The organism is Nonomuraea sp. NPDC050451 (assembly GCF_044458585.1).
In genome coordinates this window covers 1-21347 of sequence record NZ_JBITHZ010000076.1, presented here as the reverse complement: position 1 = coordinate 21347, position 21347 = coordinate 1, and the positions used below count along the sequence as shown (strand labels likewise).

Annotated in this window: 17 protein-coding genes; 5 read left to right on the top strand and 12 right to left on the bottom strand. The window is 66.7% G+C overall.

The features are described 5' to 3' along the window. Window positions 1-524: 524 nt before the first annotated feature. The 6 genes from ACIBI9_RS66650 to ACIBI9_RS66625 form a co-directional block, all read right to left on the bottom strand. Window positions 525-998 carry an integrase core domain-containing protein gene (locus tag ACIBI9_RS66650; protein ID WP_397239254.1) on the bottom strand — a complete coding sequence of 158 codons (474 nt, stop codon included), beginning with the start codon at window positions 996-998 and terminating at the stop codon, window positions 525-527. A gap of 235 nt (window positions 999-1233) precedes the next feature. Continuing rightward, window positions 1234-2607: an integrase core domain-containing protein gene (locus ACIBI9_RS66645; protein ID WP_397239252.1), complete on the bottom strand. Its 1374-nt coding sequence runs from the start codon at window positions 2605-2607 to the stop codon at window positions 1234-1236. A gap of 148 nt (window positions 2608-2755) precedes the next feature. After that, window positions 2756-3244 (bottom strand): hypothetical protein, encoded by a 489-nt coding sequence (locus tag ACIBI9_RS66640; RefSeq protein ID WP_397239256.1) that lies wholly within the window; start codon window positions 3242-3244, stop codon window positions 2756-2758. Window positions 3245-3295: 51 nt separating this feature from the next. Continuing rightward, window positions 3296-3877 (bottom strand): C39 family peptidase, encoded by a 582-nt coding sequence (locus ACIBI9_RS66635; RefSeq protein ID WP_397239250.1) that lies wholly within the window; start codon window positions 3875-3877, stop codon window positions 3296-3298. Between the two features lie 107 nt (window positions 3878-3984). Further along, entirely contained in the window at window positions 3985-4923 is a 939-nt protein-coding gene (locus ACIBI9_RS66630; RefSeq protein ID WP_397239248.1) for a D-alanine--D-alanine ligase, read from the bottom strand. Beyond that, window positions 4905-5459 carry a hypothetical protein gene (locus tag ACIBI9_RS66625; RefSeq protein ID WP_397239246.1) on the bottom strand — a complete coding sequence of 185 codons (555 nt, stop codon included), beginning with the start codon at window positions 5457-5459 and terminating at the stop codon, window positions 4905-4907. Before ACIBI9_RS66625 ends, ACIBI9_RS66630 begins: the two co-directional genes overlap by 19 nt. Window positions 5460-5593: 134 nt before the next feature. Here ACIBI9_RS66625 and ACIBI9_RS66620 point away from each other — a divergent pair, with 134 nt between their 5' ends. Continuing rightward, window positions 5594-7438, top strand: coding sequence for a TIM-barrel domain-containing protein (locus ACIBI9_RS66620; RefSeq protein WP_397239244.1), 1845 nt, complete (start codon window positions 5594-5596; stop codon window positions 7436-7438). A 15-nt stretch (window positions 7439-7453) separates the two neighbouring features. Continuing rightward, entirely contained in the window at window positions 7454-8494 is a 1041-nt protein-coding gene (locus ACIBI9_RS66615) for an amidohydrolase family protein (protein WP_397239242.1), read from the top strand. Window positions 8495-8938: 444 nt separating this feature from the next. On the opposite strand, the gene ACIBI9_RS66610 is transcribed toward ACIBI9_RS66615, so the two are convergent. Together ACIBI9_RS66610 and ACIBI9_RS66605 are read right to left on the bottom strand one after the other, a co-directional pair. Continuing rightward, window positions 8939-9466: an integrase core domain-containing protein gene (locus tag ACIBI9_RS66610; RefSeq protein ID WP_397239240.1), complete on the bottom strand. Its 528-nt coding sequence runs from the start codon at window positions 9464-9466 to the stop codon at window positions 8939-8941. Then, on the bottom strand, window positions 9463-10038 hold the full coding sequence (locus ACIBI9_RS66605; RefSeq protein WP_397239238.1) for a hypothetical protein: 576 nt from the start codon (window positions 10036-10038) through the stop codon (window positions 9463-9465). The genes ACIBI9_RS66610 and ACIBI9_RS66605 overlap by 4 nt, the downstream gene beginning before the upstream one ends. 519 nt (window positions 10039-10557) lie before the next feature. On the opposite strand from ACIBI9_RS66605, the gene ACIBI9_RS66600 reads away from it, so the two are divergent. Next, window positions 10558-11760: a hypothetical protein gene (locus ACIBI9_RS66600; protein WP_397239236.1), complete on the top strand. Its 1203-nt coding sequence runs from the start codon at window positions 10558-10560 to the stop codon at window positions 11758-11760. A gap of 582 nt (window positions 11761-12342) precedes the next feature. Here the strand turns inward: ACIBI9_RS66600 and ACIBI9_RS66595 are convergent. The 3 genes from ACIBI9_RS66595 to ACIBI9_RS66585 form a co-directional block, all read right to left on the bottom strand. Next, window positions 12343-13773: a tyrosine-type recombinase/integrase gene (locus ACIBI9_RS66595; protein WP_397239234.1), complete on the bottom strand. Its 1431-nt coding sequence runs from the start codon at window positions 13771-13773 to the stop codon at window positions 12343-12345. Window positions 13774-15134: 1361 nt separating this feature from the next. Next, on the bottom strand, window positions 15135-16142 hold the full coding sequence (locus tag ACIBI9_RS66590) for a hypothetical protein (protein WP_397239232.1): 1008 nt from the start codon (window positions 16140-16142) through the stop codon (window positions 15135-15137). Window positions 16143-16197: 55 nt separating this feature from the next. Continuing rightward, on the bottom strand, window positions 16198-16668 hold the full coding sequence (locus ACIBI9_RS66585) for a hypothetical protein (protein WP_397239230.1): 471 nt from the start codon (window positions 16666-16668) through the stop codon (window positions 16198-16200). Between the two features lie 946 nt (window positions 16669-17614). On the opposite strand from ACIBI9_RS66585, the gene ACIBI9_RS66580 reads away from it, so the two are divergent. Together ACIBI9_RS66580 and ACIBI9_RS66575 are read left to right on the top strand one after the other, a co-directional pair. Then, window positions 17615-19495 (top strand): alginate lyase family protein, encoded by a 1881-nt coding sequence (locus tag ACIBI9_RS66580; protein ID WP_397239228.1) that lies wholly within the window; start codon window positions 17615-17617, stop codon window positions 19493-19495. A gap of 951 nt (window positions 19496-20446) precedes the next feature. Continuing rightward, entirely contained in the window at window positions 20447-20617 is a 171-nt protein-coding gene (locus tag ACIBI9_RS66575) for a hypothetical protein (RefSeq protein ID WP_397239226.1), read from the top strand. On the opposite strand, the gene ACIBI9_RS66570 is transcribed toward ACIBI9_RS66575, so the two are convergent. Beyond that, window positions 20614-21347 (bottom strand): tetratricopeptide repeat protein (locus tag ACIBI9_RS66570; protein ID WP_397239224.1); only part of this gene is annotated, 734 nt, incomplete at its 5' end. The two genes, ACIBI9_RS66575 and ACIBI9_RS66570, sit on opposite strands and share 4 nt — an antisense overlap.

Sequence of the window (21347 nt, the reverse complement as noted above, 5' to 3'; positions counted from 1 at the left end):
GACGTCGGCGTCGCCCGAGAGGCTGCGCAGCGGGTTGGCGGCGGCGAACACGCCCAGGTCGTGCTCGCGCAGCCTGGCGACGACGCCGTCCCAGCCGGCCGACTCGGCGAACGAGGTGAACCGTCACGGATACGGTCAACGCAGCATGGTCGCCCCCTGACCATCGGACAGATCACTCGATGGCCGGTGTCGACGGCCTTTCGAGAACACCAGGCCGCTCGTGCCGACGACCAGCGAGCCCGTGACCCCGGCCCTCATGAGCAGTAAGTGGACAGGAAACGGCCTTCCTGGTGGCCACCTCGACCGCCGATGGTCTTTCCGAGCCTCACGACGAATCGAGAGAAGGACGCCATGAAGGTAACCCGTGCGCTGAACGCTCTGCGCGATTGGGCGACATCGACGATCATGATCGCACTGGTGTGCACCTCCCCCAGGCAGCACGTGAGACCACGGCGCCGCTGACCCGCGCCCTCGGCGTTTGCTTCGGCAGCCGCACCCGCGTGATCCGCGATCAGGAGTTGGGACTACGCCGACTGCCCGTCCGGTCGTGACAACGCCCCGCGCAACCCGGAACGTGAGGTGATCTCGAGTTCGGGGAAGATCCGATACAGATGCGCACCGACCTCGAGATCGCCGAAGGGCTGGACGCCTGTGCGGTGCCGAAACGCGGATACTGTCGCTGAGCTGGGCGTTTGCTGGGTGGTCAGGTTGCTCTGCGGTACTCGTCGATCAGTCCTGTAACGGCCCTTCGGCGGTGGATCCGGGTGGTTTATGTTGATCATCACTTCGCTGGGGTCGTGCAAGGGCAGGCGGAAGGAACGGCCCTGATGCGGGCGATGGTGGTTGAAGTGGTGTTCGTAGCTGGTCAGGGCCTTGCGTAGGTGTCGCTCACCATGGATGGGCAGGTGATCGAGGCGCTCTCGGCGTAGTGTTCTCACGAACCGTGCGGTGAACGCGTTTGCTCGTGGTGACCGGGTGGGTTTCTTGATGACCCTCACGCCATTGGAGGTGAAGACCTCATCGAACGAGCGGGGGAAATTGCCGTCACGATCCCGGATGAGTCCTTCATATCGCTGCGGGACGCCGGTTCCGGCGTGAAAATGGGGCCTGGTGGCCGGCTGTGACGTCGTGGTTTCTTGGTGCCGGTTGCGCCCGAGGATGAGTCTGACGCTGGGAGCCTGATTTCTTGAGGGTCGTTCCTTGTCGCTTCGTGCACGCGGGCCAGACTTCCGCTTATCGCCCTTGGTTTCCCCGGACGGCTGCGGTCTCGCCGGGTCGGAAGATGAGGGAGGTGGATGTGGTGCAGGAGGTCGAGGACGAGCCGTTGCATGTGGAGCGGGTCGCTGCCCTGGATGTCGGCAAGGGCATGGTGGAGGTGTGTATCCGGGTGCCATCCGACCGTGATCGGCAGCGTCGTGCCCAGGAGGTGCGGACGTTCGGGACGACGAAGAAGGAGATCGTCGCGTTGGCGGACTGTGCGCCTGCCGAAAATTCCATCCATGCAGGTAAAGCGGCGTGTGAGTACTCGTGGAGGATGCCGGCGAGCCGGTCTCGGCGGCGTATGTTCAGGTCGCTGATTCGCTCTGGATCCGTGAGCGGATCGGGGACGGTGCGCAGCGGAGCAGCCTGGCTCAGGGCTTGGTGGGCGCGGTGCTGGTTGTAGAAGTGTTCGTACTCGCGCAGAGCGTGCCACAGGTGGCGTTCGTTCCATACCAGGCAGCGGTCGAGAAGCTCGTGACGGCACGACTGCACCCACCGCTCCATGATCGAGTTCATCCGCGGCATCCGGATACCGGTGAGCACCGTCCTGATGCCGGCCTCGGTGAGGACCTCGTCCATGATGGCCGGGAACTTCCTGTCCCTGTCTCGGAGCAGAAAGCGCGCCCGGCAGCCCGCATCGTCCAGATCCATCACTAGATTCCTAATCGCCTGGGCGACCCAGGTCGCGCTTGGGTGCGCGGTGGCGCCAAGCACACGGACGCGCCTGGTGGCGTGTTCGATGACGGCCAGGACGTACTGATGCTGCCCGTTCAAGGTGATGGTCTCGATGAAATCACAGGCCAGCAGTGCGTCGGCTTGCGAGCGCAGGAAGTCGGCCCATGTCGTGGACGCCCGCTCGGGCGCCGGATCAAGACCTGCCTGCTTAAGGATCTCCCACACCGTGGAGGGTGCCACCTTGATGCCCAGCGTGATGAGCTCACCGTGGACCCGCCGATAGCCCCAGGTCGGGTTCTCCCGAACCAGGCGCAGGACGAGAGTGCGGATGGAGCGGACCGTGGGCGGGCGCCCACGTCGCTTCGGCCGACAGGTACGGGCGTGACGACGCCTCATCAGATTGCGGTGCCAGCGCAGGACGGTGTCCGGTTGGACAAGGAGCCGTAGTCGGCGTAGGACCTCGCGGGGCAGCGAGGTCAGGAGAGCGGCGAGAAAGGCTCGGTCCTCGGGTGCGAATCTCACTCTGGTGTCGGCGCCGAGTTGGCGTTCGAGGAGGGTGATCTGGTGACGCAGAGCAAGTATCTCGACGTCCTTGCCCCGGTCTCCCATGGGCAGTAACCGCAGTGCGGCGAAGGCGTTCGTGACGGTGAGGTAGGCCAGGCGAAGGAGCACGGCCGATTATCGCTCCGCACTTGGTTCGTCTCCTGGATGGCTGAAGTTCGCGCCGCCACGCGAAGCCCTCATATGGTCATGACCTGGACGGATGTGATTATCGGCAGGCGCAGAGTCCGCGTGATCGAAGGTGAGAGCACAGTCTCGGTCAAGCAAAACTCGCCCTGGCGAACGACACGCGTCCCGCACCGTCACCAGGCAGGCGTGCCATCTCCGGCATGGTGATCTCGCCGGGTTGGGCGATGAACCGCTCCCCATCGGCTTTGGGGTTTCGCATGGCGATGATGTGAAGGTCGGCGAGACCGCGCACGTCGACGACGTGGTAGATGGCTTTGGGGCTGGGGATGCCGCGCAGGGTGGTGGTGAACAGCAGGTTGGTGCTGGAGTTGCGGCCGTCCATGAATGGTCCGAAGATCGCGCCGGGCAGGATGGTGACGAGTTTGGTGTGCTCCGGTGTAGCGATGAGACCCCACGCGGCTTTCTCGGCGACAACCTTGGAACGCATGTAGTAGGCGACAAGCTTGTCGTCCATGTTCGTCCAGTAGGACTCGTCGATGTTCTGGCGGGTGTCCTTTCGGCCGGGGAATACGGCTGCGGCGGACGACGTCATGACGATCTTGCTGACGTTCGAGCGGATCGCAGCGCTGACTGGGCGAGGGCGACAACCCGTGCGTGACCCGGTGGACGGCTAAGGAAGGGCAAGGTGCAGGTCGATCCCGCGGTTGGCGAAGAAGGTCGCGAACACCTCCGCCGGAAGGACCGCGCGCCGGGCCTCCGGGGTGTGGCCTGACGGATTGTGCAGGTGGAGGAGACCGCCGTCGTATCCGGTGAGGAGTACCAGGTGCCCGCCGCGGCCGGGCGCGGGCAGGTGGGGACGGCGGATCTCCCTGTGCACCGAGGCCATCACCAAACGCCCGGCTGCCAGTAGCTCGATGGCGCCGTCAAGGCTGAGATGAGCGTGCACCTCGGCGGGCAGGAGGTGCTCTGCGCGGGCGTACTCGGCGAAAGGCGCGTAGTACAGCCCCTTGATCGTGCCCTGATCGTCCTCGACGTAGCCCCCGTAGGCCAGGCAGCCGCGCAGCAGCTCCAGCATCGGCGGAGCGTGGCCGTCGCGATGGTGGAGCGCCATGCGCAGGCACGCCATGCCGCAGCAGTGCCTGCACCAGCGGCCGTACTCCTCCCGCGTGCGCGCGCCCGAGGTCATCCAGAGGGGGTCGTCGGCCGGGTCGGCGCCCTGGTAGACGATGGCGGCGATACGGTCGGCGCTCATGTACTGGGTGTGGACGGGCACGCCTTGATGAAGCGTCGCGCGCGCGCCATCCGGGCACTTGGCACAGGCTGGGCAGCTCACCGGGTCATTGTGCCGCACGTCCGGGCTCAGGCCCGGTAGCCGGTCGGGGCGCGCAACGCGGTGGACAGGACAAAGGAGACGAGCCCGTCGTAGTCGAGTCCACCGGCCCCGGCCATCGTGGCCAGGTTCCCCGTCCGCGATAAGCCGGGGAGCGTGTTGGTTTCCAGCCACCATACCTCTCCATCGGCGCCCACGACGAAGTCGCTGCGGGAGTAGCCCCGGCAGCCCAGCGACCGGTGGGCGACGCGTGCCCATTCGGCGATGAGCACCTCGGCTTTTTCCGGCAGCGCGGCAGGGCAGTGCTGGGTGAACCTGCTGGGGTCGTTCTTGGTCTGGTAGTCGTAGAAGCCGTTGACGGGACGGGTTTCCAGGAGGGGCGGGACCCACAAGCCCGGCTCGTGGTCCAGGACGGCCGCGGTCACCGACCTGCCGGGGCAGAATCGCTCGGCGAACAGTTGCTGTCCGCCGGAGCGCAGCGCGCGGATCGCGCTCAGGAGCTCCGGCTCGGTGGCGGACAGGTGAATGTCGATGGATCCGCCTTCGGAGACGGGCTTGAGCATGAGCGGCAGCCCCAGGGCGGAGGTCAGCTCGGCGGCGAGTTGCTCCGCCGACAGGCCGTCGTCCAACTGGCGGCTGGGCAGAATGCCCACGCCGTGCGCGCCGACCATCGCCTTGGCCGCGCACTTGTGCATGGCCAGCGCACTGGCCAGCACTCCCGAGCCGGTGTACGGCATGTTGAGATGCTCCAGCAGCCCCTGCAGCTTGCCGTCCTCGGCATACTGCCCGGCGATGGCCAGGAACGCGACGTCGACCGTGCCCAGCCGTCGCAGGAAGGCGGCGCCGGCGGTGTCGATCATCACGGCGTCGACGCCCTGCCGCATCAGTGAGGCATGGACGGCTCTGCCGGACAGAAGAGACCGGGCGCGCTCGCGGGACCTTCCGCCGGTCAGGACGCCGACGCGCATGCCGAGGGCCCCGGCTTCTCGATGCAGAACACGGTCTCCGCGCCGAACTGGGTGTCGGTCCGCACGTCCGTACGGCGGACCGTTGCGGCGCCGAAGGCCAGCAGGACCTCTGCCTCGGGCAGGCGGTAGACCGGGATGGTCTCCGGGACCTCGATCTCCAGGAACTCCGGCGCCAGCGGCGTGAACAACACGACGACCAGCTTGCGGCGGAAGGATGCGACCGCGTTGCCGAGGATCGCCGCCCAGTCACGGTTGTGCTCCAGGACGTGACGCAGGAAGATCGCCTCGACGTCGCTCTTGTACGTGGTCAGATCGACGATGGCGTCCGCGAAGGGCGTGCGCGAGCCGTCGATGCCGCGGTAGCGCTGCCCGGGCATGAGGCAGGTCCGCAGCCAGCCCCGGCCGCATCCCCAGTCCTCGATCTCCGCGCAGTCGGCCAGGAAACGCGCGCCGATTTCGTAGGTGGTGGTTTCGCCGAAGGGCGTCGGCTCGATGATCCCGGCATAAAGGCTGTCCCATTTTCCAACGAGTGACATCCGCGGCTCCGTCTGACTCGTTTGCTGCCTCCGTTGAACTACCGATCCGCCGCGAAGTCAACATCTTTTCCGGTAGGTCGTTCTGTGGTTTACTTTGCTGGCCCGGCAGCAAGCACCCGATTCAAGGTGGGTATATGCGCGATCCGGTTGAGTTCTTGCGGTCCCATTGGGGCGTTACCGTCGATCCGGAACTGCCGGGCATGGAGATCGGACTCGACGGCTTCCGCCAGTTCCTGCGGCTGGACGTCAATGCCGACACCCTGGAATCCTTCGACCGCAACGTGTCGGTGTCCTGGCACGGTGTCGCCGACCAGGGCACCCACGAGAGGCTGGACTGGACTGCGAAGAGCACGCTCTGGAGCAAGCGCTATCACCTCGACATCCATCCCGGACATCTGGATTTCCACGCCGAGATCTACGGCGAAGGACTGATCGATCGCATCCGGTACTTCGACGTCATACCCGATCGCGACCACCGCCCGTTCTCGACCCGGACGATGCATCTCATCGATTACGGCCGGACCCCGGTGCGCGCCTATACGACGGGCTCGCCCATATCGTTTCGGCGGGTCTTTTCGCCCGAGCCGAACTATTACGGCCGACGCGAATTCGAACCATTTGAGTACGCCCAGATCAGTGTCGCCGGAGACAGCGAATACTGCGGGGGCAATCTCATCGCCAATCCCGGGCTGCTGTGCTTCGCGGTCGCCGCTGACCCCAGCCGGGAATGGCTGGCGTTCGGCCTGGCGGTGCGCCCGGGTGAGCACTTGTTCTCCGACTTCGAATATCTCGGCGGCGCCGACTTCTCCTTCGCCCTCACCTGCTGGGGAGCCCTTCGGGTCACGGGCACGTACCTGACTCCGCACATGGTGATCGTCCGCGGCGACACCGCCGAGCTGGCCGTGGCCGCCTACGTGGACGTGTTGCGCGACTCGGGGCTGGTGCCCAGCCCGGTCCGGGAGCAGCCGGAGTGGTGGAGCAGGCCGATCGTGTCCGGCTGGGGGCACCAGTGCTACCAGGCCGATCTGTTCCGCGTGCGCAGCGGGGCGGAGCGGCAGCCGGACAACGCCGCCTACATGCTCTGCGCCCAGGCCAACTATCGGGACATGCTCGACCGGCTGAACGCCCACGACCTTCCGTGGGGAACGCTGGTCGTGGACGCCCGCTGGTTTCTCTCCGGTGGCCTCAAGGACGTGGACGTCGGCCGGTGGCCTGATCTGCCCGGTTTCATCGAGGCTCTGCACCGGCGGGGCAAGCGCGTGCTCATCTGGTGGAGCCCATGGGACACGGAGGACATACCGGCGGGCGACTGCGTCACCTACCGGCCCGAGGTGAGCCTGGGACTGCCGAACAGGCCCGGGCGACGGGCGAAGACCCCCAAGGGCAACCTGCCGATGAACACCCTGCCCGCCGGAACGAAGCTGGCCGTGGACATCACGCTGCCGGCCGTGCGCGAGCGCATCAGGCAGCAGGTGCGGGCGTTGCTCGGCGCTGACGGGCTCGACGCCGACGGGCTCAAAATCGACCACATGTGGGCCACGCCCGGAAGCTACGGCATGGCCTTCCCCGAGGGCTCGGGGCGGCTGTTCGGCCTGGAGGCGGCGCGTGCGTACCTGAGCCTGCTCTACGAGACGGCCAAGGACATCCGGCCGGACGCGCTTCTGAGCGGACACTCGCCCAACCCCTACCTGGCCGACGTGCAGGACATGGTGCGCATCAGCCCCTGGTCACGCTTCCCCGAATCCGTCGTGAGCGAGGCACGGCACAGCGCCGCCATGGCCCGCCTGGCCGACCCTGGGTGGCTGATCGACACCAACGGCCACCCGATGCCCTCCCTGACCGCGTTCCGTGAGTACATGAGCCTCCAGCCCGAGCTCGGCGTGCCCAGCCTGTTGTACGCCACCCATTTGGACACCACGGGCGAGGCATTCACCGACGACGACTACGCCATGCTCCGCAGAGCGTGGAGACACGGCTGACCGGGCGGGGAGTCCATGCGGGATCTGCGCTTGTCCGACTACCGGCCCGTTTCCAGCCTGCCGCCGCTTCCTCCGCCGCCGGCCTGGGCCGCGACGCCGGCGGTGGACGCGCACACGCATCTGGGGCGCTGGCTCACGGAGGGACGCTGGGCCGCGCCGGATGTCCCCGCGCTGATCGGCTTGATGGACTCCGTGGGCCTCTCGGCGATGGTCAACCTGGACGGCCGCTGGGGCGCGGAGCTCGAGGCCAACCTCGACCGTTACGACCGCCGCCATCCCGGGCGCTTCGCCACGTACTGTCACGTCGACTGGACCGCCCTGACCGGGCCCGCGCCGGGCGAACAGCTCGCCACGAGTCTGGCCCGCTCGGTGTCGGCCGGCGCCCGGGGACTGAAGGTATGGAAGGACCTGGGGTTGTCGGTGCGCGACGGCGACGGCGCGCTGGTCCTGCCCGACGACCGGCGGCTGGCTCCCCTCTGGGAGCAGGCGGCGGAGCTGAGCGTGCCGGTCGCCATCCACGTCGCCGACCCGGTGGCCTTCTTTGAGCCGGTCGACGAGCGCAACGAGCGGCTGGAGGAACTCCTCGCGCACCCCGACTGGTCGTTCGCCGCCCCCTGTCATCCGCGCTTCCCCCGCCTGATGGCGGCGCTGGAAGCGCTGGTGGCCGCACATCCGCGCACGGTCTTCATCGGGCTGCACGCCGGATGCAACGCCGAGGACCTGGCCTGGGTGTCGCGGATGCTGGATTCCTATCCCAACTTCCACATCGACATCGCCGCACGGATCAGCGAGCTAGGCCGCCAGCCGCGGCGGACCCGGGCGCTCGTGCTCCGCCATCCCGGCCGGATCCTGTTCGGCACTGACCAGGTCATCCAGCGCCGGGCCGCCTACGAGATCTACTTTCGCTTCCTGGAGACCGCTCACGAGTACTTCCCCTACTCGGTCCTGGAGCCCCCGCCGCAGGGGCGCTGGTGCATCTCCGCTCTCGACCTGCCAGCCGAGATCCTCGCCGGCGTCTACTCGGGCAACGCCCGGCGGCTGCTGGGGATCGGCTGAAGCGAGCTCAGGAGGACCTTGAGGTCGGCGTAGAGGGCGGGCGTGGGGCTCACCTGATAGTCCGGCAAGTCCACCAGCACGTCCTTGCCCGCCTCCCGGCGCACCCGAGTAGGAGATCTCCTCGCCGGTCTCGCCGTCGCGGCCTTCGGCGTTTGCGCACCACAGCAGCCCTCCCGGCGTGGGATGCACGGTCATCGCCTCGTCTTCCTCCCAGTCGAGATATTCCGCCTGCTCTTCGTGCTGCTGCTGGAGATCCTCCAGGTGTCCGGTCGTGATGCCGTTGATCCCGATCGTCCCGTACACCTCGAACAGCCGCTTGTAGTCGCTCGGAAGCCGCAATCCGAGCGATCGCTCGATTTCGGGCCAGTCGTAAGTGTGGCCGGCGGTCCGCGGCTCGGTGTGCACAGGCAACACTGCGCCTGCCGAAAATTCCATCCATGCAGGTCAAGCGGCATGTGAGTATTCGTGGAGGACTCCGCCGAGCCGGTCTCGTCGGCGTATGTTCAGGTCGATGATTCGCCCGGGGTCTGTGATCGGGTCCGGGGCGGGACGTAGTGGGGCGGCTTGGTTGAGGGCTTGGTGGGCGCGGTGCTGGTTGTAGAAGTGTTCGTACTCGCGTAGGGCGTGCCGTAGGTGGCGTTCGTTCCAGAGCAGGCAACGGTCGAGGAGTTCACGGCGGCAGGACTGCACCCATCGCTCCATGATCGAGTTCATCCGCGGCATCCGAATGCCGGTGAGCACCGTCTTGATGTCTGCCTCGGCGAGAATCTCGTCCATGATGGCCGGGAACTTCCCATCCCGATCTCGGAGCAGAAAGCGCGCCCGGCAGCCCGCATCGTCCAGATCCATCACCAGGTTCTTTATCGCCTGGGTGACCCAGGTCGCGCTTGGGTGTGCCGTGGTCCCCAGCACACGGACGCGCCTGGCGGCGTGCTCGATGACGGCCAGGATGTACTGGCGTTGCCCGTTCAAGGTGACGGTTTCGATGAAATCGCAGCCAGCAGGGCGTCGGCTTGCGAGCACAGGAAGTCGGCCCACGTGGTGGACGCCCGCTTGGGCGCCGGATCAAGACCTGCCTGCTTGAGGGTCTCCCAGACCGTGGACGGTGCCACCTTGATGCCCAGCGTGGTGAGCTCTCCGTGGACCCGCCGGTAGCCCCAGCCGGGGTTCTCCCGGACCAGGCGCAGGACGAGAGCGCGGATGGAGCGGACCGTGGGTGGGCGCCCACGTCGCTTCGGCCGGCAGGTACGGGCATGACGACGTCTCGTCAGGTCGCGGTGCCAGCGCAGGATGGTGTCCGGCCGGACGAGAAGCCGCAGCCGGCGCAGAGCCTCGCGGGGCAGCGAGGTGAGGAGGGCGGCAAGAAAGGCTCGGTCCTCGGGTGCGAATTTCACTCTGGTGTCGGCGCCGAGTTGGCGTTCAAGGACGGTGATCTGGTGACGCAGGACGAGAATCTCCGCGTCCTTGTACCGATCGCTCGTAGGCAGCAATCGCAGCGCGGCGAAGGTGTTGGTAATGGTGAGGTAGGCCAGGCGGAGGAGCACGACCGATCATCCTGCCGTACGCGGTTCCGTCTCCCGGGCGACTGGAACTCGCGTACGCCACGTGAATCCGTCGCAGAGTCATGACCTGGGCGGATGTAATTGTCGGCAGGCGCAGGACCGCCACCGCTGACCCCGCCAATACGTCAGAAACGCTCAGCCCCCGGCAAAGTCAGCGATCTGGTCCACGCCGCGCTCGTTCTCTTCCATTTCGAACACCGAAGATCAGCTGGAATTCAGCGAGAAAACGTCATTGGCCAAGGCGCTGGTATACCGCGTCCCGCGGGTCAGAATGAATGATCGTCTGGCCAGTCTCGGGACGCTGGCGCTCGATGGCCGTCCTCCGTGACGAATTCTCTTCGCATATGGTCGGCGACGGGCCAGCCGACCGCCTCACGCGCCTACCTATCGTAATGGACGCGCCAGTGAGGCCCCCTAGGGCCCCCTATGATTCCTCCTGGGGCCCCTATGCATTTCCCTAGGCCATGTGCGCGGCTGACCGGCGATGGTACGAAAGCGTTCGTGACCAAGCGAAAAATATTATCCCTGACATCCAGCAGAATTCTCGGCGCGGTCGCGCTCACCGCGGGCCTGGCGACCGCGGCCCCGGCGGACGCGACACTTGCGCCGGTCTGGGACCATCTGTCCTTTCCTTACGGGTACACCGAATCCGAGAAGCAACTCAAGGAACTCAACGATGTCGCCGCGCTGAGTGGCACCCAAGCTTGGGCTGTGGGGCAGGTGCGGATGGAGGGCCGGCCGTACCCGCCGCCGGGTGTGGTCTGCCCCGACCTGTTCCGCTGGAACGGTCAGAAATGGGTGAACGACCGGCCGGATATCACCTGCCGGGGCGCGCTGACCTCGGTGTCGGCCGCCGCGGAGAACGACGTGTGGGCCACCGGTTCGACCATCGCCTACCACTGGGACGGTACGGCCTGGACCCTCATTCCGTACCCGACCGAACAGAACAACCCTTTCTACCTTGATGATGTCGCCGCGGTGGGCGGCACTGCCTTCGCGGTCGGCAGGTCCGACCAGTCGAGCGATGCGGTTTCCACGGCCGGCGTGATCCGCTGGAACGGCACCGCCTGGCAGAAGATGAGCCTCCCGCCGCTCGCGGGCAACACCGACCTGAGCGCGGTGCATGCCCTGGCGCCGGACGACGTCTGGGCGGTCGGCACCACCAACCGCTACGGGCCGAGCGCCGATGCGCACACCCTGGTGCTGCACTGGGACGGCCACACCTGGTCCCGGCTGCCGGATCCGCCGAAGGAAGCGCTGGTCGAGACCACCCTGGACGCGGTGGCCGCGCGGCCCGGCGAGGTGTGGGCGGCCGGCCAGCGGACCACCTACGAGGCCAACGGCGTTTCGGTCAAGAAGCGCGAGGCGTTCGCCATGCGTTGGAACGGTAGCGAGTGGACGGTGACGCCGACCCCGGCGACCACCGGCTGGTACGGATCCTCCATCACCTCGCTGGCCTGGAACGGCACCGAGGTGTGGGCCGGAGGCAGCGGGCAGGACGACGCCACCGCGCGCAGCGTCGGTGTGCTGCTGCGCTGGAACGGCACTGCCTGGCAGCAGGCGCCGAAACCGCCGCTACTCGACGACTACCGGATCAAGCAACTCGGCGCTGTGCCGGGCGGCGGCCTGTGGGCCACCGGCTACGGCACCAGGGAGACCGACGAGCACGCCAAGGGCCAGTTCCTGGCCCGGTTCACCGGCTGAACCTTCCTCCCTGCGATGGCGCGGGTGATGCGCGCCAGCTGACCGCTGCGTCGGACGCCCTGCCGCTACCGCACTGTGGCGGGCATGGGGGCGAGCGCATCGGACCCATCCCGGCACGGGAGGCGGCCCTCGGGAGACGAGCCCGGCTGCCGGGACCTTTCGTGGCCGTCTGCCTGAAGCGCCTACCCATGGGTGTGACGGAGGGACCGTTCGGGTGTGGAGTACGCGCCGAGCACAGCGGTGTCATCTCTGTATAGCGCCGGCGTGGCTGGAGCACGGGAAATATTCTGCGGATCCACGATGCCATGATCAATCAGGGTGTTCGTCGTGCTCGGTGCGTGCTCGTACGCCCCGTCATACGGCGTCAGGACACGGCATTGCCTGACACGCAAACCGCGCCGAGGTGGCGCGAACTGCCACCCAACGGCACAGCGCGACACTAAAGGACCTTGCTTCTAATCCGACGGTCGCAGGTTCGAATCCTGCAGGGCGCGCTTTGATCATGTTCTGACCTGCGGTTATACGGGCCCCGCCTCGCCACGAGAAGGCGGGGAATGCGGGGCCGGATGCTTAATCCGACTGTCAGCTCCTCAGCGAGATGAGTTTCCCGGACGAGGCCTGGTCTTCCTCGCCGAAGAGCAGGGCCGCCGTCTTCTCGGCCGCAGCCGTGGCCACCTGCGGGTAGACAGATGTGTAGGTGTCGGCGGTGAACGCGCTGGAGGTGTGTCCCAGGGTTTCCTGCACGACCTTCATTTCCACCCCGGCCGCCAGCATCAGCGAGGCCGCGCCATGGCGCAGGTCATGCAGTCGGACGGGCGGTAGCCCGGCCAGGTAGGCCAGCCAGAGAAACTGGTCGGAGACGTGCTGGGGATGCAGGCGGCTGCCGTCGGACTGGGTGAAGACGAACCCGCTGTCGGTCCACGCCTCGCCCATGGCGAGCCGTTCCTGAAGTTGCTGCTGCCGGTGGGCGCGCAGCACTTGAGCGGTGTCGGTGTCCAGGGCGATGGTGCGCACGGAGGCGTCGGTCTTCGGCGTGCCCTCATGAACCTCCCAGGCCAGCTGGACGAGTTGCCAGTTCACGGTCAAGGTCTGGCCGTCGAGGTCGATCTCCTTCCAGCGCAGCCCGCACGCCTCGCCCCGTCGCAGGCCGCGGAGTGCGATGAGCTGGTAGAGGGCGAACAGGCGGTGAGCTTTGGCTTCTTTGAGGAACCGGCGGGTATGTGCTGGTGTCCACACCATCACTGAGGAGGGGCGGGGCACGCTGGTGTAGGCGTCGATCGGATGGACCCGCCGTCCACCCCGGAGTTGCTTTTCCCTCTCCCGGTAGCTGCGGTAGTCCTGCTGCCAGGCGCGGACTCGGTCGTCGGTCCACACCAACGGCTTGGGCCGGGTGTGCGCGGCCATCTCCAAAACGGCGGCCGGGTTGAAGTCGATCAGCCGGTCTTGCCGCATGGCCATGTTGAGCGCGTGGCGGAGGGTGGCGCGGATGCGGTGCATGGTGGCGATGCTGATCGACCGCCGGTACTTGACGCTCGCCCGTACCTGCGGGTCGGGGTCGGTGCGGCGGGTTGTTTCCTCGATCTTCCGCTTGCGGTTGAGGAATTCCGCCAGCCACTGCTCGACGGTGATCTCGTGGGTCAGATGCTGCCCGGTCTTGATCTTTCGGCGGACGGTCTCTGCATCCGGCAGTGTGTCGGTCTCGGCCAGGGTGCGTTTGATCAGGTCAGCGATCTGGGTGCGAGTGGCGGGCTCACGCGGATCGGCCAGTGCGAGCAGGTCACGAACGTGGCCGCGTTCGTCCTTTGCTGCGTCCTGGGTGGCGAAGCCGCCGCGGCGCAGCGGCCCGCGCCGCTTGCCGTCGGGGCTGGGCGGGAGTTCAATCTGGTAGTTCCAGATGCCGTGCCGGTAGCTCCATCCGCCGTCGGAGCGGCGGAGCTTGGGGCATTTCTGCCTGAGTTCCTTACCGTCGCTGTCGCGGCAGGAACAGCGTTTGAACGTGCGTCCCTCAGCCATGATGTGTCTCGTTCCTGTTCGCTTCGGTGCTGTTGGGCGGGGCTGGTGTGGTGGTGAGCAGGGGAGCGGGGTGGCGCACGGCACAGGGTTGCTGCGCCCATCCCCGAAGCGGCCGGTGCAGGGCTGCCCTGATCGAAGGGCGTGCCTTTGGAGGTCCTGTTCCGAGCACTCATCCCGCGATGTCCCGCTCAGCCGCGACCCCGGCAATCGCTGGACACAGGCGCACGGCGATCCTGACGCCCGTGCCGTCGCCTGTACGGCGTGGAGCGCCGGGGTCGTCGTGTTCCCGGCCAGCGCGGCCGATGCGGTGGCATGCTCGGGCGAGCACGCCCGTGGTCGTCACCCGCCGCATCGATGGCCGTGCCGGACAGGGCATATCGACGCCCACCTGGATGGCGACGGTCAAGGCCGAATCCGACGGTCAACGCCGGGCCGGGGCACCGGCGGTCTCCACACGGCGTCGTCGTCATCTCACCGCGCATTGCTTCTCGGAGGCGCCACCGAGTAAGGGCGGCTCTGGCGTGCAGCTGCGCACAAACCCGTGCATTCGAGAGGAGACCGCCGTTTCCAGCACGTCGGCCCGGAATGACCGCGGCCGCTGCTGATGGGCCTCATCGATCGGCAGTTGAGCGCCGTCGGTCGTGCTAAACGGTATAGTCCGCGGTCGCGGTGCACGGCGGATGCTGTCGTTCGGTGGTGTTGCGTTGTGGTGAGGCGGTGTCATGTTGGTGCGGCCCGATCACCTGGCCCACTTGATCCCTGTCACCTTTCCAAATACCTGTGATCAGGCCCTGATTCGGACAGCATGCGAAGTCAAGGTTTGGCGATGATTACCGGACCAAGCATTCGTATCCGGTGCAACTCGTCGCCCCCGAGCGGCAGTGGCCCCTTCGGCGCGGAGGGATTAACGGTCATGGTGGCATGCATGATGCGAGCGACGATGCGCGGGGAGTTGTCGCGGCTGCGGATTAAGAGTCAGCTGTTGGGAGGAGGACGCGCCCGGCCTGCGCCGGCTTCGGCGGCCTCTTCGCTGATTCCGGGACCGGGAGCACGCCGGCGGCGGCAAGGTCGGCCTGGCCGATCAGCCGCCCCGAGCACACGTCGGTCAGCACCTGATCCTGCTCGGAGTGCAGCAGGACGCATCCGGTCAGGACTGAGAGCGAGGACAGCGCACGCGTTAGAGAGCGAAGTCCGGGCCGCGAAATCGACTCGCAGTCCAGAGCTCGGTACAGCGTGGAGTGTCTGCTCCGGCCAAATAGCGCCGAAACCGTCGGTAAATGGCCGAGGGTTTCGTCCATTTGCCGATGAAAGTTACAGTCCAGGAATGTGACGATGACATTAGAACTGCGTTACAGAAGTCGTCAAGAGGCGTGTACCCAGCGCAGTTTTCCTGCGGTGGTCAGGAGTGCCAGCGCGCCGTCGGCGGTGTAGGCGGCAGAAGCGGTGCCCGGGTGCGTGGCCACCGAGCGGCCGGATCCGTCGACCACCTCGGCCGTCCCGCCGTAGGTGATCACGAAGGTTGCGCCGGAGGGATGGGCGCGGATCTGCGCCTCGTCGGCGATCTCGCGTGTCCACGTCTGCTTGCCGAGGAGGTCGACACCTCGGATGCCGGTGAACCGCCTGTCCTTGCCGTCCTTCCAGTGGGCGTACACGACCAGGCCCTTCGTCCCGGCGGCGCATCCGGCGATGGCTTCGAGGCTGGTGGTGATCGGCACTGGCTTGCCCGAGGGGGTCAGCAGGTAGGCGCGTTCCCCCGTGACCACCGCAGTGGTGCCCGACGTACAGATCGGCCTGGCCGGTTCACCGATCGTGTTGCGGGAGGTCTCGCGCCAGCCCCGCCGATCGTGCCGGAACCACAGCACCTGCTTCCCAGTGGACGCGACCGCGATCGTCCTGGACGCGTCCTCCGCCCAGGAGAAGCCGCTGTCCACCGGGATACGCTTCTCCTTGTCCTTTGGCCGGATCAGCCGCAGCCTGCCCTTTTCCGAGCCGTCGCTCTCGACGATCACCGCGTCGGAGGCATCACGCGCCGTCAACACCCGCTTGATCGGGGCATCGAACTTCGCGAACGCGCCGGAGAGGGAACGCGGCTCAGGATCGGGGCCCTCTGCCGCACCGGAGAACACCGGGTCGGGGCAGCGCGCCTGGCAGACCACGTCGGCACCCTCGGAGTAGGCCGCCGTGTCCCGCCAGACCTCCCTGCCCGCCCGGTCCAGCCCGTAGAACGCCTCGCCCCGGTTGTCGGCCACCACAGCGCCCTCCGCGGACACGGCCACGATCGCCGGCGGCCGCGCGTCGGGCTCCGGCTGAGCGGTCGCGGTGCTGCAGCCGGTCAGGAACACCAGCAGGGCGAGCACGGCTCGGGACATCACAGATGCTTCTCCTAGGCGAGTGAGGGCGCCGCGGCACCCCCGTCATGTGGCGTCAGGCCTTGTTGGTGGTGCAGACGCTCCGCGGGTCGATGCCGTAAACGTCGAAGGTGAACTTGGCGTCGACGTGCCACCTCGTCTTGTAGGCCACCTGCCTGTAGGGCTTCTTGGAGTGCCAGCCCGGCTTGATGTCGTCTCCGGATTCCCACTCCCACAGCGTCTTGTCGGGCCGATCGGGCAGGGACTCGCGAATCCTCAATCTGACATTGCTCTTCTTTCCGAGCTCCCGGCCGTTCTCGGTGCCCAGGAAGTAGTCGATCTTGTCGACCACGTCAGAGTGGCCGTTCGGCGTGTAGAAGGCCCTGAGGATCCCGTAGTACTCGTAGTCGGTGTCGTCGTCTGCGCACTTGTCGTAGAGCTCCCGCTGCCCACTGGTTGCCGAGGCCGAGACGGTGGCCGCCGGGATGATCGACAACGCCAGCCCCAGAGCTCCGAAGATCGCGGTCTTCCGCAGGATGCTTGCCATTTGCACTGTGCCCTCTCGTGCCGAGGATGATTCGGTTGCGAACAAAGGGCAAATGTAGGGAGGTACGGTATATCCGCGGTATGTTCCCGTTCGGCCGTAACGGCGACCAGCCACGCACACCACCTGGCCGTGTCCCTGGACAGACCCCGGCCACGACGACTGGGAGTCCCCGCGGCGCAGCCGTACCCCTGGAGAGAGCGCAAGCGGCCGAACGGCCGGACCCCCGCTTCGCAGCTCCCTCGGGACGACGACACCGTCTACTCGCGAGGGTTCGGTCACTGGCGTGATCCACCGACAACGGCTCTCGCCGCACCTCAGGCGGCATCGGCCTCCCCGGGCTACCTGTCGTCGAAGATGCGGTCCATGGCCAGCGCGCCGGCTTGGATCACGGGGCGGATCTGGTGTCGATGCACGGTCTCGGTCACAGCCGTGCTGGCGTGTCCGCACAGCTTTGCGATCTCGTCTATGGATAGACCTCCATCATCAGAGAGCAGCGACACGAAGCTGTGCCGTAGCTCACGTGGTGTCCATGCGTCGGCATAGATGCCCTTGACGCCTCTTATGGCGTTACGGAAGTCGCGCCGTACGTTGTGAGCATCAAGGCGGCCCCAAGGGGCCGCGCGCCGCCGTTTCGGTGAACGCCGCCGCCTCCCGCTGGCGCTCCCGGCGGACGGCTAAAAGCACGCCGGACGGCTGGCGCGGACGAGTGCAGGGGCCGCCACGACAGTACAGAGTGATCACAGGTGGCGCACTTCTCCAGTCACGGGGACGAGCCAGTCAGCGCACGCGGTCATGGGGTCCGGTTGGTCGTGGCCGTGGTCAGGTACCCCAGATCGCCAGGGTGCGGTATGCGCTCGGTATAGCAGGCACCCCTCCACAGCCCGAACGCCTTGACATCTGAGCCGACGGCTGGAGGAATGGGCGTCCGAATCTTGGAAGGAAGCCCGTGCGTCTCGTCCGTCCTCTTGTCGCCGCCGTGCTCGTGGTCGCTGCCTTATCTGTGCCGCAGCCTGCGCAGGCGGCCGTGTTCAAGCATCCTGGCGTTCTGGTCAGCCGTGCTCAGCTCGACTTCGTCAGGGCCAACCTCGGCAACGAGCCGTGGAAGTCTGCCTGGAATGCCCTGCAACGCCATCGCTTTGCCCAGCTGTCCTATACGGCCCACCCCCGCGACGAGGTGAATTGCGGCCCGTCGTCGAATCCCGACAACGGCTGCTCGGACGAGCGCGAGGACGCCATGGCGGCCTACACGCACGCCCTCCAGTGGTACCTCACCAAGGACTCCCGCTACGCCAAGAAGGCGATCCAGATCATGGACGCCTGGTCAGCCATGATCATCAAACACACCGGGGACAACGCGCCACTGCAGACCGGGTGGGCGGGCGCCAACTTCTCCCGCGCCGCCGAACTCATCAAGCACACCTACACCGGGTGGACCCAGGCCGGCCGGTTCGCCGGCAAGCTGCGCACCGTGTACCTCCCGACCCTGATCGCCGGAAGGCCCGACAACAACGGCAACTGGGAACTGATCATGACCGATGCCGCCATCGGCATCGCCGTGCACCTCGACGACCGGGCCTCCTTTGACCGGGCGATCGCGACCTGGCGCGGCAGGCTGCCCGCCTACATCTACCTCAAGACGGACGGCTCGTACCCCAAGGCGCCGCCGAACAGCAAGTACGACACCAAAGCGGAGATCATCGAATACTGGCACGGGCAGACCACGTTTGTGGACGGGCTGACCCAGGAGACCTGCCGGGACTTCTGGCACACCGGCTGGGGCCTCGCGGCCATCTCCCACGTCGCCGAGACGGCCGGCCACCAAGGTGTGGACCTGTACGCCGTGGCCAAGCACCGGCTGCGACGCGCCATGGACTTCCACGCTCGCCTGCAGTTGGGCGGGACGGTGCCCTCGTGGCTGTGCGGCGGAAAGGTCACCAAGGACCTCGGGAAGCACTTCGAGGTCGGCTTCAACGCGCTGCACCACCGTCTCGGGTACGACGATGTTCCTTATGCCAAGCAGTGGGTCGAGAAGAGCCGCCCCGACGGAGTGTCGCACTTCCTGGGCTGGGAGACCCTCACCCACGCGCAGAACCCGCACTTCGGCGGACCAAAGGGCGTCACGTCGGTGTACGGGGTGCTGCCGAACGGGCAGCTGACCTATACCACCATCGACGCCGCCACCGGAAAGCGCACCCACGGCGCGGTCGTGTCCACAGCCACCCTCGGCTTCACGCCCAAGGCCATGGCCACACTCAACTCCAACACCATCCTGCTCACCGACGCCAACGGCAAGCTGTATCGCGTCGACGTGCAGAGCAACCGTGACAGCCTCACCTTCAACCCGCCCTTCCTGCTGGGCAGCGGCTACACCCACGACCTGCTTGCCTACGACGGCACCAGCCACCTGTTCGGCATCGAGAACGGAACCCTCCACCGCTACACCATCACCGCCGCCAAACCTGCCCTTGCCGACATCACCGGCAACATCGCCATCGGCAGCGGCTTCACCCTCAAAACCCTCACTGCCACCGGAGACGACTGGATCCTCGGCACCACGGCCGGAGGGCAGCTCATCTCCTACAACATCAGCGGTGCCGGCATCTGGAAGCGCTACCAGCTACGCGACTCCACCTGGCAGAATTTCGACCACCTGCTGTCGCCTGGCGGGGGTGTCTATTTCGGCCACCACCGCGACAACTCCATGTACCACTACCGCGACGTCAACCCCTACGACGGCCGAGGCGACGACCTGACCGGCCGGGGCACCGTCGACGTCGGCGGCTGGGTACAGACCCTCCTGTCCGCCCAGCCCGCCACAGTCACGTGAGCGAATGACAGACGGGGCGTGACAAGGACCCTGGCATCGGCCGGGGGTCCTTTGGGCTCCTGTAACGCCTGCCGCTGGAGCACCGACGGTCGAGACCCCTTGCCAACTCGGGAAACGATCACTGCCTTTCTGGGAAGCGATCTTCCCGGCCCTTCCTCCGCCCCAGGCCGGCCCTACTCGTGAACCCCTCGCTTGAGGATCTTGATGTCCTCGCGCAGCCGCCAGCTCGACAGCGACCCTGCTGACCAGCCCGCTTTCCCAACCCCAGCGGAGACAGGCGGCCTAGCGCCGGCCGTCTTCGTCGCCTTGCTCCAGGAGCAGACGGCAGCTCTGTGAACGCCGGGCCCTCCCGGGCTGATGTAGTCGTTGCTGAGACCGGCGCGGCGGGCTTCTGCCGGAGCGCGGCATACCACCGGTATACCCACCCCGTCTAGCGTGGCATTCCAACTTGCAGCGAAGGAGAACAACGAAGTCCGCACAACGCTTCGCCGCCCTCATGGGCAGTGCCGTCCTGAGCCTCTCGGCTGTCACCGTCTTGACCACGGCGCCCGCCGCCGCAGGCACCTGCTGGGAAAAGCCGACCCAGTACACCTCTGGAGGCAGGCTGGCCTACTGGATCTGCGACAACTTCGACGGCAAGAGATCGGTCACGGGAACGGTTCAGGACACGAACAGCTCAGACCGCTGTCGGCAGCGGGCTGAGGTCAGAATCTCGTATCGGGATGGAGACGGAGTTCTGCGATCGTGGTATGGGACGTTCGCAACCTCTGCAAGTCAGAGGCGGGTGACCTTTAACACCGGCGAGCGTCGCTACAACCACTCGGTATACGTTGACTTGGACATGCTCTGCTGATTCTGTCCAGGCCGCTCTCCCGGATTCCCCGAGGGGAGGCGGAATCCGGGGCTTGGTGCCAACGGCGCGCCAAGCGCGGTTCTGGCACCCATTCCGGAATGCGCCCGGGCACGGCAGCGCCGAGGGGGATCGCCCGGGTTGGCGACTACTTCGTCTCCGTCGACATCAGCGGCGACGTCTATGACAAGGACAAGTCGAAGAGCAGGTTCCTCTCCGAGCAGGTCGTCTACACGGCGATCACCGATCTGATCAACGCCCTCCCGCGCTAGAAGTGCTTGACGGGGTCGGGAGGTTGAGGGAGGTCCTGGGCGAGCAGGACCTCCAGCTCCTCCTCGGTGAGGAGATGGACATCACGCAGAATCCGAGCTGACTGGTGCCAGCACTTCCGTGCCTCGTCCTGCCGTCCAAGATCGTGCAGGGTGTCGCCGAGCCCCCACAGAGAAACGGCCTCCACCGCGCGGTGACCGGCCTTGTGGTGGAGGTAGACCGCCCTCCGGTATCCGGCCTCGGCCTCAACGAGCCTGCCGGCGCGTCGGTAGGCATCGGCCAGCGTGTCGGTCGCCGCTCCCTCGCCGCAGGGATCGTCGAACTCCACCCAGATCTCCAAGCTTTTTCGGCCCGCGTCGATCGCGTCGTCCAGCCGGCCCATTCTGATCAGCACCCCGGCCCGGCCGTTGAGTATGGACGCCTGGTAGTCGCGCTGGCCGCTCGCTCGAGCTGTCGCTATCGCCTCGTCCATGGTGGCAAGCGCGTCGTCGAACCGCCCCAGCTTGCCGTAGGTCGTGCCGAGGTTGTGGAGGGTGCCCGCCTTACGCAGGGGCAGACCTGCTCGATCCCAGCACACGAGAGCACGCTCGAACTGCTCGACCGCAGGCTCGAAGCGACCTTGGTTCTTGTGGATGCAGCCCAACTGGTTGTGCCCGCGGGCTTGGCCCGCCCAGTCGCCAGTGCGGACGGCCACCTGCAGGGCCTGGTGGTGGATCTCGGCCAGGTCGGCGA